At 65.0% G+C, this 14,859-nt stretch carries 15 protein-coding genes; 13 read left to right on the forward strand and 2 right to left on the reverse strand.

Annotated features, from left to right (window positions below; genetic code table 11):
• Window positions 1-221: 221 nt before the first annotated feature.
• Entirely contained in the window at window positions 222-644 is a 423-nt protein-coding gene (locus MKK49_RS21190; protein ID WP_244031864.1) for a hypothetical protein, read from the forward strand.
• A 582-nt stretch (window positions 645-1,226) separates the two neighbouring features.
• On the opposite strand, the gene MKK49_RS21195 is transcribed toward MKK49_RS21190, so the two are convergent.
• Window positions 1,227-2,666: a PLP-dependent aminotransferase family protein gene (locus tag MKK49_RS21195; protein ID WP_409565115.1), complete on the reverse strand. Its 1,440-nt coding sequence runs from the start codon at window positions 2,664-2,666 to the stop codon at window positions 1,227-1,229.
• Between the two features lie 359 nt (window positions 2,667-3,025).
• Here MKK49_RS21195 and MKK49_RS21200 point away from each other — a divergent pair, with 359 nt between their 5' ends.
• The 12 genes from MKK49_RS21200 (at window position 3,026) to MKK49_RS21255 (ending at window position 14,432) form a co-directional block, all read left to right on the forward strand.
• Window positions 3,026-3,508: an MSMEG_0572/Sll0783 family nitrogen starvation response protein gene (locus MKK49_RS21200; protein ID WP_244031866.1), complete on the forward strand. Its 483-nt coding sequence runs from the start codon at window positions 3,026-3,028 to the stop codon at window positions 3,506-3,508.
• An 82-nt stretch (window positions 3,509-3,590) separates the two neighbouring features.
• Window positions 3,591-4,658, forward strand: coding sequence for a Nit6803 family nitrilase (locus tag MKK49_RS21205; RefSeq protein WP_244031867.1), 1,068 nt, complete (start codon window positions 3,591-3,593; stop codon window positions 4,656-4,658).
• On the forward strand, window positions 4,612-5,715 hold the full coding sequence (locus MKK49_RS21210; RefSeq protein WP_244031868.1) for an MSMEG_0568 family radical SAM protein: 1,104 nt from the start codon (window positions 4,612-4,614) through the stop codon (window positions 5,713-5,715). Before MKK49_RS21205 ends, MKK49_RS21210 begins: the two co-directional genes overlap by 47 nt.
• A complete protein-coding gene (locus MKK49_RS21215) occupies window positions 5,712-6,257 on the forward strand; it encodes an MSMEG_0567/Sll0786 family nitrogen starvation N-acetyltransferase (protein ID WP_244031869.1) in 546 nt (181 codons plus the stop codon). Before MKK49_RS21210 ends, MKK49_RS21215 begins: the two co-directional genes overlap by 4 nt.
• Complete coding sequence (locus MKK49_RS21220; RefSeq protein ID WP_244031870.1) at window positions 6,257-7,252, forward strand: sll0787 family AIR synthase-like protein; 996 nt, start codon at window positions 6,257-6,259, stop codon at window positions 7,250-7,252. Before MKK49_RS21215 ends, MKK49_RS21220 begins: the two co-directional genes overlap by 1 nt.
• A complete protein-coding gene (locus MKK49_RS21225; protein ID WP_244031871.1) occupies window positions 7,249-8,424 on the forward strand; it encodes an MSMEG_0565 family glycosyltransferase in 1,176 nt (391 codons plus the stop codon). The genes MKK49_RS21220 and MKK49_RS21225 overlap by 4 nt, the downstream gene beginning before the upstream one ends.
• Window positions 8,417-8,698 carry an MSMEG_0570 family nitrogen starvation response protein gene (locus tag MKK49_RS21230; RefSeq protein WP_244031872.1) on the forward strand — a complete coding sequence of 94 codons (282 nt, stop codon included), beginning with the start codon at window positions 8,417-8,419 and terminating at the stop codon, window positions 8,696-8,698. Before MKK49_RS21225 ends, MKK49_RS21230 begins: the two co-directional genes overlap by 8 nt.
• A 38-nt stretch (window positions 8,699-8,736) precedes the next feature.
• The gene (locus MKK49_RS21235) at window positions 8,737-10,005 is read left to right on the forward strand and encodes an MSMEG_0569 family flavin-dependent oxidoreductase (protein WP_244031874.1); all 1,269 of its coding nucleotides are present in this window, start codon (window positions 8,737-8,739) and stop codon (window positions 10,003-10,005) included.
• Window positions 10,006-10,343: 338 nt separating this feature from the next.
• Window positions 10,344-11,276: a transporter gene (locus tag MKK49_RS21240; RefSeq protein WP_409565116.1), complete on the forward strand. Its 933-nt coding sequence runs from the start codon at window positions 10,344-10,346 to the stop codon at window positions 11,274-11,276.
• 162 nt (window positions 11,277-11,438) lie between these two features.
• The gene (locus MKK49_RS21245) at window positions 11,439-12,281 is read left to right on the forward strand and encodes a Pnap_2097 family protein (protein WP_244031876.1); all 843 of its coding nucleotides are present in this window, start codon (window positions 11,439-11,441) and stop codon (window positions 12,279-12,281) included.
• A gap of 958 nt (window positions 12,282-13,239) precedes the next feature.
• Window positions 13,240-13,479 (forward strand): hypothetical protein, encoded by a 240-nt coding sequence (locus tag MKK49_RS21250; RefSeq protein WP_244031877.1) that lies wholly within the window; start codon window positions 13,240-13,242, stop codon window positions 13,477-13,479.
• 221 nt (window positions 13,480-13,700) lie between these two features.
• The gene (locus MKK49_RS21255; protein WP_244031878.1) at window positions 13,701-14,432 is read left to right on the forward strand and encodes a Crp/Fnr family transcriptional regulator; all 732 of its coding nucleotides are present in this window, start codon (window positions 13,701-13,703) and stop codon (window positions 14,430-14,432) included.
• 17 nt (window positions 14,433-14,449) lie between these two features.
• Here the strand turns inward: MKK49_RS21255 and MKK49_RS21260 are convergent, their stop codons facing one another.
• The gene (locus MKK49_RS21260) at window positions 14,450-14,668 is read right to left on the reverse strand and encodes a hypothetical protein (RefSeq protein WP_244031879.1); all 219 of its coding nucleotides are present in this window, start codon (window positions 14,666-14,668) and stop codon (window positions 14,450-14,452) included.
• Window positions 14,669-14,859: the final 191 nt, after the last annotated feature.

Here is a 14,859-nt window from a genome sequence, read left to right on the forward strand (position 1 = left end):
GCCCTGCGAGACCAAGACATCAACCTGACGCAGCTTGGCAACAATCTCTTCAGCCGTATGCTTCTTCCGTCCCATGACAACATCCTCCACATGGCTCAAAGCCATACCTCAGGGAGGACCACTTTTCAGGGGGCAGGCCAGCCCTGCTAGCTGTCCAGCCAAAAGCCGTTCTGGATGCTCTGTTTGAGGGAGATGACCAGCAGCAGCGGGCAGGTATTGGCGTGTTCGATCACCGGTCAAACCCGGCGGACGGAATTTCGTGCGAGGACCTCATCGCGTGGTGCGACCAAGACCGCGAGAGACGCTATCCCCTCGCGGCCTCGTTCGTCACGTTCGCGCATCGCCCCGAAGAGAGTGGGCCCAAGGTCTGGTCGGAGCAGGCAAAGGCTCTCCTCGCCTATGCGCCGGACCCCCGGAGCGTGCTGGCGGTGTTCGTCAAGCGGTTCCGGCCCACTAGCTGGAGTGGCTCGCGCGCCGCGGTGATGGAGGCGAACACTCGTCTACTCGACAGCTTAGAGACGGATGTCTCGGCGAGCCTCATGCCTATCGCAATCGACGCGAAGGCCCAACTCGCGCAAGAGGTTACGAGAGAGCGGGAATGGGAGACGGCGAGGGATCGAGAACGAGACGAAAGGTTCGAATGATGCCAATCGGTCCGGCGTTCAGCCGATTGTTCGACGCTTAGTCTAATTTCGGGCAAATACCTCGAATTCACTTCTGGCGCAGAGCCGAAATTGCTGGAGTGCTGACGAACGGCGGCTTTCGAGAAGCGCCGATGGCGGTTTGGGTGGCTGGATTGGGTCGGGACCCGTCCGTCCGCACAATGGCTGGGTCGGGTGGTTCTCTGCCAGTCCGCTTTTAGGAGGCTACTTCACGGAAGCGGACGCTCGTGCCGCACCCAGGGAAAGCTGTTTGACCGAAACTGCGTAGTCTGTCGGCGAAACGAACTGAGTACGCAGAGGATCTATATCAAGGGTTCGCAAGGGCTTTCAGGGTAGCCGAGGTTCCAGACCCTCGGAGCCGTGGCCTGGGATCTCCGGGCTGCGCTTAGGGCGGGCTACTTCACCGAGGGGAATCGAGCTGGCGCCATGGTCGGTACGGCCGGACGTCATGTCGTCCCTTCCCTCTACACGGGGAAATCGGCCGTGAGGGCTGGTCGGGCAGATGCAGGGACGTACTCCCGCTCGACCGAACGGTCGGCCCATGCGCACGAGCGGAGTGCTCACTCAGATGTAGGACGACGCGAGGGCCGGCGAGCCTTCCAGCGCGTGGGCGAGCACTTCCAGGCCCTGGGTGATCTGCTGCCGGGTGGAGGGGCCGCCGAGGCAGAGGCGCACCGCCTCGGGCGGCGTGCCGGCGACGCAGAACGGGTCGCTGGCGACGACGCCGAGCCCGGCGGAACGCCCCTGGCTGGCGAAGGCCGAGCGGGTCCAGCCCTCCGGCAGCGTGATCCAGACGTGGAAGCCGTGCGGGTCCGCGGTGTAGGTGCCACCGGGAAGCAACGCGGTCGCGATGCGCTGGCGCGCAGCCGATTCCTCGCGCACGAACTGCACGATGGCATCCGCCGTCCCGTCCACGATCCAGCGCGTCGCCAGCGCTGTCGAGATCGGCGAGGCCATGACGGTGGCGGCCCGCAGGGCGCCGGCGAGCGGAAGGGCGGAACGGGCACTCGGGGCGACCAGGAAGGCAAGTCGCAACCCGGCGCCGAGGCATTTGGCCAGGCCGGCCACATAGTAGGTGATCTCGGGGGCGAGCTCGGCGAAGCTCGGCGGCGGCGCCGGGCAGATGCGCGCGTAGGCATCATCCTCGATGATGGCGACGGCGTATCGGCGGGCGACCGCGATGATGGCCTCGCGCCGCGTCCGGGACAGGGTCGTGGTGGTCGGGTTCTGCAGGAGCGGGTTAAGGTAGATCGCCTTCGGCGCGACCTTGGTGCAGACGGCCGCGAACCCGTCGGGGTCGACGCCGTACCGGTCCATGGGCAAGTCGACGAGGCGCAGGCCCAGATGCGCCGCCAGCGACCGGATGCCCGGATAGGTGATGCGTTCGGCGCAGATGGCGTCACCGGGGCGGGCGATTTGGCCCAGCACGCTGAACAGGGCGCTGTGGGCCCCGGGGCATATGAGCAACCGCTCCCGCGGCATGACGATGCCCCGGCCCTTCAGCCAGCGCAGGGCCGCTTCCTTGTCCTCGTCCGTACCGCCGAAACCCTGGTAGCGCAGCAGGTTAGGGAGGTCGCCGGACAACTCGGCGAACGAGGCCTGCATCCGCGCCTGCAAAGCCGGCGCGTCGGGCTCAGGTGGAAGGTTCATCGTGAAGTCGACCGGCCCGATACGCGAGCCGTCATTCGAAGGTGTGGCCCGGCCCGGGCGCACGGGATCGATCACGAAGGTGCCCTGGCCTACGCGTCCTTCGATCAGGCCGCGCTTGTGGGCCTCGACATAGCCGCGCGAGACGGTCGTGAAGTTGAGGTCGAGGGCCTCGGCGAGGGCGCGTTGGGTCGGAAGCCGGGTGCCGACCGTCAGGCGTCCGGTCCGGATGTCGTCCGCCAACGCCTCGACGATGGCGAGGTAGTGCGGCTTCCCCCAGCGCTTCAGGTCAGGCTTCCACATCCCGCTCACAACATCCGTGGGCGTCGGCCGCCCGTCCCGCACTGCTGAAGTCATCCGTTCCCCGAGCACACCATCAACATACGATCAATACCTGATTGTATGGCAAGCAAGCGCCGTACCGTATCACGGCGTTTGCCGAACCTCAAATCAGATACATACAATGCCATCAAATCATGATATCGAACTGGGCTTCGGGTGATGCGTAATTACGCACCTGACGCTTACTTCGCCAGGATAGGATTACGTTTCCAGTTCAGACTTGGATATCAATTGATGGTATAATTGAATGCATTCAACATGGGCGCATTGATTGTTTCCTTGTTGGGCCCGCGGTGGCACGTCGTTTGCCATGGTGGGATGTGACCCCCCGATGCTTCGGCTGACCCGGTCCAACCCATCACGGAGTGAGATCCATGCCCGCAGTGAATCGCGAACCCCACAAGAAGGGCGACTTCCTGGTCGACTACGAAGAGAAGGTCTTCGAGGATGTGAAGGCGGAGCCGGGCCAAAAGGCGCTGGTCACCTTCCATACCGTCGCCTTCGAGGGCTCCATCGGTCTCGTGAACCTGCTTCAGGCCACCCGCCTGCAGCGCAAGGGCTTCGAGACCTCGATCCTTCTCTACGGTCCCGGCATCACCCTCGGTGTCCAGCGCGGCTTCCCGCGCCTCGGCGACGAGGCCTTCCCGGGCCACATGAACTTCAACAACCAGCTTGAGAAGTTCATGGCCGAGGGTGGCAAGGTCTACGCCTGCCGGTTCTCGACCCAGGCCCTCTACGGCCACGGCGAGGCCGCCTTCATCGAGGGCATTCGCATGATCAACCCCCTCGACGTCCTCGACTGCATGCTCCTGCACAAGCGCGACAACGCGGTGATCATCGACACCTGGACCGTCTGAACGGGCGCTCGGCCCATCGACCGGGACGTCGCCCCCGGCGGCCGCGCGCGACGCGGCCGCCGTCACAGCCGGAGGATCATCCATGCCTGAGAACCGGATCGTGCGGGCCGCCGCCGTCCAGATCGCGCCCGACCTCGACCGGCCGGACGGCACCCTAGAGCGCGTGCTGAACGCCATCGACGAGGGGGCCGCCAAGGGCGCGCGCTTCATGGTCTTCCCCGAGACCTTCGTGCCCTACTATCCCTACTTCTCGTTCGTGCTGCCGCCGGCCCTTCAGGGCACGGAACACCTGCGCCTCTACGAGCGCGCTGTGACGGTGCCCGGACCCGTCACCCAAGCGGTCTCCGCCGCCGCGCGCCGGCACGGCGCGGTGATCGTGCTCGGCATCAACGAGCGCGATCACGGCTCGCTCTACAACGCGCAACTCATCTTCGATGCCGACGGCACCCTGAAGCTCAAGCGCCGCAAGATCACGCCGACCTATCACGAGCGCATGGTCTGGGGTCAGGGCGACGGGGCCGGCCTTACGGTGGTCGACACGGCGGTGGGCCGCGTCGGGGCGTTGGCTTGCTGGGAGCACTACAACCCGCTCGCCCGGTACGCCCTGATGGCGCGACACGAGGAGATCCACGCCGCCCAGTTCCCGGGCTCCTTGGTTGGCCAGATCTTCGCCGATCAGATGGAGGTGACGATCCGCCATCACGCCCTGGAGGCGGCCTGCTTCGTCGTCAACGCCACGGGCTGGCTCACCGACGAACAGGTAGCGCAGGTCTGCCCCGACGAGCGCCTGCGCGGGGCCTGCCGGGGCGGCAACTGCACCGCCATCGTCTCGCCCGAGGGCCGTCACCTCGCCGATCCGCTCGGTCCTGGCGAGGGCATCCTCATCGCCGACATGGACCTCGCGCTGGTGAACAAGCGCAAGCGGATGATGGACTCGGTCGGCCATTACGCCCGTCCCGAGCTCCTCAGCCTTCTCCACGACGACCGTCCGGCCTCGTTCGTGCACCAGCCGACCCGTTCGCAACCTCAATCCCGGAGCCTCGACCATGGGCAATTCCCCGCTTCCGACGAGCCTTCCCCCGCGTCCGCCGGGCCTGGTGGGGATGCCGACGGAACGCCTGATCAACGCGCTGCAATCCTACGGCGTTAGGCTCGCCGACACCCGGGCCGGGGCGCCGAGCCGGCGCGGCGGTGCCGGCCCCTCCGACCACAAGGCGATGACCATCGCGGGTCGCACCGTGATGGTGCCGGTCCACACCGAGACTGCGTTCGATTCCCCCTTCCTGGTACGCCGACCGGACCTCGACGGGGTCTCGGTCATCGAGCACGACGGCGCGGTGATCGGCCGGGTGACCTTCCCGGGCAAGCCGCGCTTCTACGCCCTCTCGACCTTCGACGGTGTTCCCTACTCGAAGATCGCGATGCTGCACGGACGCGACGTGCTCGCGACAACAGTGCTGCAGACCTGCATCCGCTACGCCAGCCGCACGAAGACCTGCCAGTTCTGCTCCATCGGCCAGTCGCTGTCGGCCGGCCGCACCGTCGCCCGCAAAACGCCCGAGCAACTCGCCGAGGTCGCCCGCGCCGCCGTCCTCCTCGACGGCGTCAAGCACATGGTGATGACCACGGGCACGCCGAACGCCACCGACCGGGGCGCCGCGATCCTGTGCGAGAGCGCCTTCGCGGTGAAGGCGGCGGTGGACTTGCCCATCCAGGCGCAGTGCGAGCCGCCGGACGACGACCGCTGGTTCGAGCGCATGAAGGCGTCGGGCGTCGACGCCCTCGGCATGCACCTAGAGGCCGTCACTCCAGAGGTCCGAGCCCGGATCATGCCCGGCAAGGCCAGCGTGCCGCTGGAGCGCTACTACGACGCCTTCGCGGCGGCGGTCCCTGTTTTCGGACGCGGCCAAGTCTCGACCTACATCCTGGCTGGTCTTGGCGACGCGCCTGAAGCGATCCTCGCCATGGCCGAGCGGTTGGTCGGGATGGGCGTCTACCCCTTCGTGGTGCCCTTCGTGCCGATCTCGGGCACGCCGCTGGAAAGCTACCCGGCACCGACGCCGGACTTCATGCACGCGATCCTGCAGCCCCTGTCCGAGATGCTGGAACGGGCGAACCTTCGCTCGACCGACATCAAGGCCGGCTGTGGCCGCTGCGGCGCCTGTTCGGCCCTCTCCACCTACGAGCGCACGGGGGTGGCGGCATGATCTTCGAACCTGTCGCGCCCTATCGCCCGAGCCATTTCCGGGTGAAGTTCGCTACCTCCCACTGGGAGCGGCGCGCCTGCGCCGCCCTGCGCCGGCAGGTGTTCTGCACCGAACAGGGCATCTTCGCGGACGACGACCGCGATGCCATCGACGCGCACGCGATCCCGATCTGCGCCCTCTCCACGCTGGCTGGGGATGCCGACGCGGTCGTCGGTACCGTGCGCATCCATGAGGTGGCGGAACGTTCTGGCGAGTGGTGGGGCTCGCGCCTCGCCGTCGCCAAAACCTTCCGCGGCACGGCGGCGCTCGGGGCTGGTCTCATCCAGGTCGCGGTCGCCTCGGCCCACGCCCGGGGCTGCACCCGGTTCCTGGCGCACGTGCAGGACCGGAACGTCCCGCTGTTCCAGGCCCTGCACTGGGCGAGCCTCGATGCGATCGAACTCCATGGCCGCCTCCACCACCTGATGCAGGCCGACCTCGCCGCCTACCCGCCGATGCACGACCCCGAGCACGGGCTCGTCACGTTCCGCAGGGCGGCGTGATGAACGCGGCCGTCGACCTCCAGACCCTGGCGGCCCAGATCCGGGATGCGCGCGGCGTCGCGCACAAGCGCGACATCGATGCCGTCGTCACGCGCCTGGGACTGGGCGACCGCCACGCCGCGGTGCCGGTGGGAGACGATTGCGCCGCCATTCCCGATGGCGACGGCCACCTGCTGCTGGCCATCGAGGGCTTCATCGACAGCTTCGTCACCGCAGATCCGTACTTCGCCGGCTATTGCGGGATCATGGTCAACCTCAGCGACGTGGCGGCCATGGGCGGGCGCCCGCTCGCAGTCGTCGACGCCCTGTGGAGCCGGGACGCGGCGGCGGCAGACCCGATCCTCGCCGGCTTGTCCGATGCGGCCGCGCTTTACGGCGTACCGGTCGTCGGCGGCCATACGAACACGCGCTCGGAGACCGGGAACCTCGCCGTCGCGGTGCTTGGCCGGGCAGGTCCGCGCCTGCTCACGAGCTTCGAGGCCGCGCCCGGGGACGACCTCATCGCCGCCATCGACCTGCGCGGGCGTTTCCGCGATCCGCACCCGTACTGGGACGCCTCGACCGGCTCGCCGGGCGACCGCCTGCGGGGCGACCTCGCCTTGCTGCCGAGGCTCGCCGAGGACGGTCTCTGCCGCGCCGCCAAGGACATCAGCATGGCGGGAGTCGTCGGCACCGCGCTGATGCTGCTCGAATGCTCGAACGTCGGCGCCGTCATCGACCTCGACGCGATCCCGCGGCCCGACGGCGTTCCCCTCGCACGCTGGCTCAACGCCTTCCCGAGCTTCGGCTATCTCCTGAGCGTCCGCTCCGGAGACACCCCGGCCGTCCTCGCGCGCTTCGCCGAGCGAGGCATTTCGGCCGCCAGGATTGGAGGCATCGATGCGAGCCGGGTCGCCCGCATCCGGGATGCCACAGGCGAGGAGGCCGTGGTCTGGGACTTTGTGGCCGGCCCGCTGATCGGCTGCGGCCAGGGTGATGCGGGGCCCGAATCATGACCGGTCTGCGCATCGCCCTCCTGACCCACTCCACCAATCCGCGTGGAGGCGTCGCGCATTGCCTCGCCCTGGCCGAAGCCCTGTACGGGCTCGGGCACGAGGCCGTAGTCCATGCCCCCGACCCGTCGGGCCGCGGCTTCTTTCGCGATGCGGCCTGCCCCACGGTCTCCGTCGCCGCCCGCCCCGTTGCCGGCAACACGGTCGACCTCGTGCGGACGCGCATTAACGACTACCTGATCCACTTCGGATCGCCGGCGGCCTGCGACTTCGATGTCTTCCACGCCCACGACGGCATTGGCGGCAACGCGCTCGCGACCCTGAAGCACCGGCGTCTGATTCCAGGGTTCGTTCGCACCGTCCATCACCTGGATACCTTCGCCGAACCGCAACTTGCCGATTGGCAGGACCGCTCGATCCAGGAGGCTCGGCGCATCCTCTGCGTCAGCCATGGCTGGACCGAGCGCGTCCGTTCGGACTTCGGTGCAACGCCGGAGGTCGTCGGCAACGGCGTCGACATGGCAGCCTACCGACCCACGCCGGACCTGCAGGATTCCGTGGTTCGGCAGCGCTGGGGGTTGGGCGACGGTCCCATCGTCCTCGCCGTCGGCGGCTTCGAGGCGCGCAAGAACACCCTCGGCATCGTCGAGGCGTTCGGGCGACTGCGCGAGCGCCATCCCGGTGCCCAGCTCGTCATCGCCGGCGGAGCCTCGCTTCTCGACCACGCCGCCTACCGCGCGCGATGCCATGCGGCCCTGACCGTCCACGGCCTCGCGGCTGGGGCAAGCGGTCCCGTCATCGGGACAGGTCCGATCCCGCAGGCCGATATGCCGGCCCTCTACCGTATCGCCGACGTGCTGGCGTTTCCTTCGCTGAAGGAAGGGTTCGGCCTGTGCGTGCTGGAGGCGATGGCCTGCGGCACCCCGGTCATCGTCTCGCACCGACCGCCCTTCACCGAATACCTCGCGCCCGGCGACGCCCTCTTCGTCGATCCAGGCGACCCCGACGACATCGCCCGCGCCATGGCAACCGCCCTGGTGCCGGAGACGCGCGACCGACTGAGGGAGACGGGCTTCGCATGCGCCGCCGCCCATTCGTGGCGGGCCTGCGCCGAGCGTCACCTCGATGCCTACGCGGGCTGCGCCCGCATGCGACAGGAGCCAACCCATGCCTGAGATGCACTTCCACGTCCTCTGGCCCGACGGTCGGCGCGAGGCCTGCTACTCGCCCTCCCTCGTCGTGAAGGACTTCCTCACGCCGGGCGAGAGCTACGCCGTCGACGACTTCGTCGAGAAGACCCGCACCGCCCTCAACATCGCTAGCGAGCGCGTGCGCGAGAAGTACGGCTTCGCCTGCTCGTCCGCCCTGGACCAACTCGCCCGGATCGAGGCCGCCGCGAAGCTTCAACCTTTCGATGGTCGGGTCACGGTCGAGACCTTCGAGCCCTGAACCGCCCCCCCTTCCTGCGAACTCACGGAGCGAGAGCCATGACGTCCACCCCCCGTCACGTTCCCGTTGTCGTCGTCGGCGGCGGCCAGGCCGGCCTCTCGGTCAGCTATCACCTCAAGCAGCGCGGCATCGAGCACCTCGTCTTCGAGAAGAACACCGCCGCTCACACCTGGTCGACGCAGCGCTGGGATACGTTCTGCCTCGTCACGCCGAACTGGCAGTGCGACCTCCCGGGCCATCCTTACGATGGGCCGGAGCCGGACGGGTTCATGCGGAAGGACGAGATCGTCGCGTATCTCAAGGCCTTCGTCGCCAAGGTGAACCCGCCGATCCGCGAGGGCGTCTCGGTCGCACGCGTCGAACGGCGGGAAGACGGCATCTTCTCGGTCCAGACCTCGGAGGGCGACTACACCGCCGACGAGATCGTTGTCGCCTCGGGCGGCTACCACACGCCGATCATCCCGCGCATGGCCGAGAAGCTACCGGGGTCGGTCACGCAGATCCACTCGAACCAGTACCGCAACGCGGCCCAACTGCCCGAGGGCGAGGTGCTCGTCGTCGGTTCAGGCCAGTCCGGTTCGCAGATCGCCGAGGACCTGCACCTCGCCGGGCGCAAGGTGCACCTCGCCGTCGGCGACGCCCCCCGCTGCGCGCGGTTCTACCGCGGTCGCGACGTCGTCACCTGGCTCGCCGACATGGGCTACTACGAGATGACCGTCGACAACCATCCGCTCCGAGACGGCGTCCGCGACAACACCAACCACTACGTCACCGGCCGTGACGGCGGGCGCGACATCGACCTGCGCCGCTTCGCCACCGAGGGCATGAAGCTCTATGGTCTGATGGAGGACTACCGGGACGGCAGCCTGCGTTTCCGAGACGACCTCAAGCGCTCGCTCGACGGCGCCGACCGGACCTACAACGGCATCAACGCGGCCATCGACAAGTACATCACCGAGAAGGGCATCGAGGCCCCGGAGCAGGCGCACTACGTGCCGGTCTGGGAGCCGGGTGAGCCGGTCACCAGCCTCGCCCTCGACGGCTCCGGCATCACGTCGGTGGTCTGGTGCATCGGCTTCTCGCCGGACTTCCGCTGGCTCGACGCCTCGGTCTTCAATGGCTCGGGCAGCCCGAAGCACAGGCGCGGCGTCACGAACGAGGAGGGCATCTACTTCATCGGACTGCCTTGGCTGAACACCTGGGGCTCCGGGCGTTTCGGAGCGGTCGGCCGCGATGCCGAACATGTCGTCCAGGCGATCCAGCAGCGCCTCGGCACCGAGCGGTTCGCCTTGAAGTTCGCGGTCTGAGGCCGGCCTTCACGGTCGCCTGGATGGCCCGAGCGGCACCTCCGCGAAAACCTCTCCGAGTTCTTTCGCCCCCAAAGCCCATGGGACCGTTCAGACGCCGTAGCGCCTGTGCCGTTCATGCAACAAGACATAACGCCAAGCATTGGCGAAGCAAAATTCGGTAGACTCAAAATACTTTAGACGTAGAATATAAGCATTGTTGGATATGCATATAAATTGTTTGTAGATCCAGTCAATCAAAATAAACATTCGAAAAAATCGCCGTTGCGCCGCCGATGCCGATGTTTCCCGGTGAACGCTTGCGGCTGCCTGATGCGCATCTGAAAAGGGGATTGATGATGTTGAAGAAGTTCGCGACCGCGGCTGGGGCGTTCGCCGCAATCACAATGAGCGCGACCGCCTCGTTCGCACAGGCCACCACCATCCCGGGCGAGCAGGTCGGCCTCGCCGTCGGTGCGCCGCTCCCCGAGGGCATCTACGCCATCGATACCTTCATCTACCGCCGGAACGACACCCGGCTCTCGACCGATACCGCGATCAACGTGCCGGTCCTGGTCTGGTCGACCGGCTTCAAGCTGTTCGGTGCCAACGTCCAGCCGCTGCTCGCCCAGCCCACCGTCTTCGGGTTCCCGAACAATCCGGCCGGCGTGCCGAACCGCGACTTCTCGGTCAACGTCGGGACCCTGGTCGGATCGATCTTCGCCTGGGATCTGGGAAACAACTTCGGCGTCAGCTACCTTGCTGCCGTTCACCTCAACGATCTCGATGGCGGCCGCGGTCTGCCGCAATTCAGCTCGAACACCTACCGCCAAGGTTTCGCGGCCAGCTACACTGGCGACGGCTGGAACCTCACCGCCAACCTCACGCACAACCTCTACGACTCCCCCGGTCGGTTCGAGGGGGCCGCCGGTCGGGCAATTGGTCCGCTCTACCTCGCCGACGCCCTCCTGCTCGATCTTACGGCGACCAAGAAGTTCGGAAAGTTCGAGATCGGCGCGGTCGCCTACGGGGTGACGGACCTGCCCCTCGGCAGTCGCGACTTCGCGCTTGCCTCCGCGCAGGGCTACACCCGCGCCGGACGCTTCGCGGTCGGTGGCCTCATCGGCTATGATTTCGGGCCCGTCACTGCGCAGCTGATGGTCGCCCGCGACGTTGCGGTCCGGACCCGCGGCACCGAATCGACCGACGGCTTCATCCGTCTCATCGCCCCGCTCTACAGCGCGCCGAAGGCTGCCGAGCCGATGCCCGTCAGTCTCGTCCGCAAGTATTGATCCCTGAATTCGCTACCCTGATTGCCTCCCCCGTAAGGCGACGGGAACGCAACCGCAATCGAAGCAAAATCCTTCCCAAGGACCCCGCTTCGATAGGGGCCGGGTGGTCCAGTCTCAACAGCTACCGCCACCCTGTCCCGCCCTCCATGCCGGAGAAGGTCGATGAGCTTGCATATGCGGTTGGGGGGTGTCGGCTCGCCCATCTCGGACGTGTCCTGCTACACCTTGGGCATGCCGCATCTCTGCCCGAACGGCCTTTCGGAAAACTGGCTCTGGAAGGAGTTGGGGCATCGTCATTGGAATTTGATTGCCCAGGCCTACGGCAGGGCGGCGGCCGGGTTCGGTTCCAAAGGCGGCCAGCCCATCTACGCCGCGTTCCGAAATATCTCGCTGCATGGCGGCGACCTTGGCAGCGTACGTGAAAATAACAGCTTGGATGTACGCTCAACGATTACGAGCCTGTCGGAGACCCGGGTCGTCAGTCGCCACGTCGCCGCGTGCCGGGACCGATTGATCGCGGACGTGGAGATGACATCCGTGTTCGTGAGGCGGCAGGCCGAAGGCGTGAACCGCTCCATCACCCGTGTGAGGATCGAGGGGCCCGGAGGCGCTGAACCTTCCCAAGAAACCATGGCCTTGCACCCCTCCTTCAGTTGCCGTGCGACGTCTGCCCAGGACACGTTCGTCGACGAGCGCGAGGTGGGCACCATGGCAATCGAGACATGCCCGCACTTGGACTTCAACGGCGCCGGCCTCCTATACTTCAGCAGCTTCATCGCGGCCGTGGATCGAGCCGAGTGGTATCTCGTCGGTAAACAGTCGGGGCTTTTTGCGACCCGAGAGCGTCGGGCAGTGTTTTACGCGAACATCGAGGTAGGTGATGACATCACCGTACGCATGCTGACCGCGCAGGACGGCACGGCGTGCCGTCATCGTGCGCTGCTGAGCGCCTCGGTGGATGGCAAGTTCCTGGCCGAGGTCGTAACCGACCGTATGATGTCATGATCTTACTTCATGCTCGATTATGACAATTTAGTTGATGCCGGGCAGAGCCCCACGATGTCGTGCTGACTCTCCACGTCCAAGTATCGTTTCCAGGCTCACGACCCATCACTGGCACTTCGAGAGAGGGCGGTGTTCAGCGCGTGTGTCTGGGTACAAATCCGGTCCTCTCTCATGAGCCTCGCCATTTATCGAGGAGCATCAGAAGAAACGTTTGCTATTGGGAACGACGTATATAGTCTCCTACGACGTAGATGGGTCGGTAGCGGTAGGACTGCTGTATGTGGTTTTCCGCCGGTCTGCTTTTGGGCAGTGATCGATGGAAGCGGACATCGCCTACGTGCCCGCTCCCGACCCCTTGCCGACTCTCGGAAGGTCCGCTTCCAGGCTGTTGAGGCGGGAGGCCAACGACCGGGTCGGGTGGTCCATGGATGTTCGCGTAATCGGCTCTATGGGTCCGTAGAACATCCGCTCTCGACCCGTTGCCGAATACCAAGAGGTCCGCTCGCAGGCTGCCGTAGTTTTGCGGCGTGACCCATGCGCATTTCATTGCAAATTAGTACGAAAATGATGTCATCGGTTTATCTCTACGCCTCAAATTGGCCCTGAAATTACTTGGCTTCGTCGCAGCGAATGTTATGCAACTCACCAGTAATTCTACTGCGCTTAGCAATCTCCTTCCCGACTATTAACAGAAGCATTCGAATGATGATCCTCATCTCGTGGGTGCCGTTCTCCTAGATAACTGCATGAGCGGCCATAACCACGTCGGCAACTTTTTCCAAATCCGGTTTCTGACCCACAAGATTTACCTTCCTACACAGGAGGGTTCAGAGTAAAAATTTTACAAAAATGGTATCCGTTATTATTATTGTATATTATTTACGATTTCACAACCTGCCTCGTAGTGCTAGGCTGAATTTTTATCAGGAATGCTTGATAATCAACGAAAGGGGATGACATGGACATGCCGACGCCTGAATGGCTGGCTCCAACCCCAGACGACTCCGATTGTGAGACGCTTGCTCGGATCGCGCAGGTGCTGGGCTGCCCTTTAGACTGTTTCTTCGAGCCGTCCGGCGCGAGCTATCCGAAGGATGCTGCGCGGCTGATCCAGACCTGGGTGGCGATCAGCTCGCCGGATAAGCGCCACGCAGTGTTCGTGTTCGCTCTCGAAATGTTGCGGGCGGAAAAGCGGTAATTTGACGCGCATTGCCTGACATGCCGCGATAAGGAGTGCACTGCATGATAAGTAAAAAAAAGACATTCATTTAAGAAATTACCCCAAATAATTTCGGTTTTTGATTCTGAGTGATTGAGATTCTTTCTTTCTCACACCAACTGTCGTTCGTGGTTGGCTCGTTTCAGGGCGCTGACGATTGAGGGACACCGTGTGCTCTTGCCCCCAGCTCGAGAGTACACGTGGCGAATCTCCAGCATTCTGACGTACGGAACCGCCTTCTGCGCGCGCTGCCATCAGAGGACTTTGCCGCGCTGGTACCTGCGATGCGCCCTGAGGCGATCCCCCTCCGGCGGGTGCTTATCTCCGCCAATACGCGGATCGCGACCGTCTATTTCGTGGAGGCTGGCATTGTCTCCGTCACATCCGACGCGCCCAGCGGTCGTGTCGAGGTCGGGTTGCTCGGCCGCGAGGCCCTAGTTGGTGCTGCCCCAATCCTGCTCGACGATGATCGCAGCCCTTACACCCACTTCGTACAGGCGGATGGGCGCACGTTGGCGATTGACGTGCCCGACCTGCGTGCTGAAACCGAGCGGCGCCCCGCTCTCCGTCGCCTCCTCCACCGCTACGTCCAGACGCAATTAGTCCAGGCCGCGCAGACAGCGTTCGCGAACGCCCGGGGTGGTACGCCAACCCGCCTCGCCCGCTGGCTGCTGATGTGCCATGATCGGAGCGAGAGCGACGAGATCACGGTCACACAGGAGTTCATGTCGCTGATGCTGGGTGTGGAGCGGCTTGGCGTGACTATGGCATTGCGGGCGTTGGTGAAGGACGGCCTCGTCGCCAAGCGCCGGGGAAGTGTCCAGATTATCGACCGCGAACGCCTGCTCGATCTGGCAGGGGACGGCTACGGCCTGGCTGAAACCGAGTATGCCCGGCTGATCGAGGGGAGCGACTACCCGGAAGCGCGGTAGCCCAAGCTATCTCCGCGTCATGGGTGGGGCTCGTCCGCCACTTCCCGTAGGTATACTAACGCGCGGCGGCGGCCGTCGGCGGTCTTGATCTGGTCCCACAGCTGCGCGCACTCACTTGCCCCAGCGAGTCGTTCGGCTGCTTCGTTGTCGACGAAGAAGCTTTCGACGGGAATGCCGAGGATGGCGGCCATTGCCGGCAGCTTCGCCAGACAAGCGGCATTTGTTGGATCGTCCATGCTCACCTCCGAGAGGTTGCATTCATCTGCGGCTGAAAGCATATGCCTCTGAAGGTAGGTTGTAAAAGTGTTACGCTCTCGGCCTTGTTGTATGGTCGAGCGATGGCCTAAAGGTATCGAGCATAGGCGCAAATGCCGCTCGGATCCCCCGAGGCCATAGGCAGGGATAACAGAGTTTTCGAGGCAGTCGG

Origin of the sequence: Methylobacterium sp. J-090 (assembly GCF_022829345.1) — a bacterium.
Taxonomy (GTDB): domain Bacteria; phylum Pseudomonadota; class Alphaproteobacteria; order Rhizobiales; family Beijerinckiaceae; genus Methylobacterium.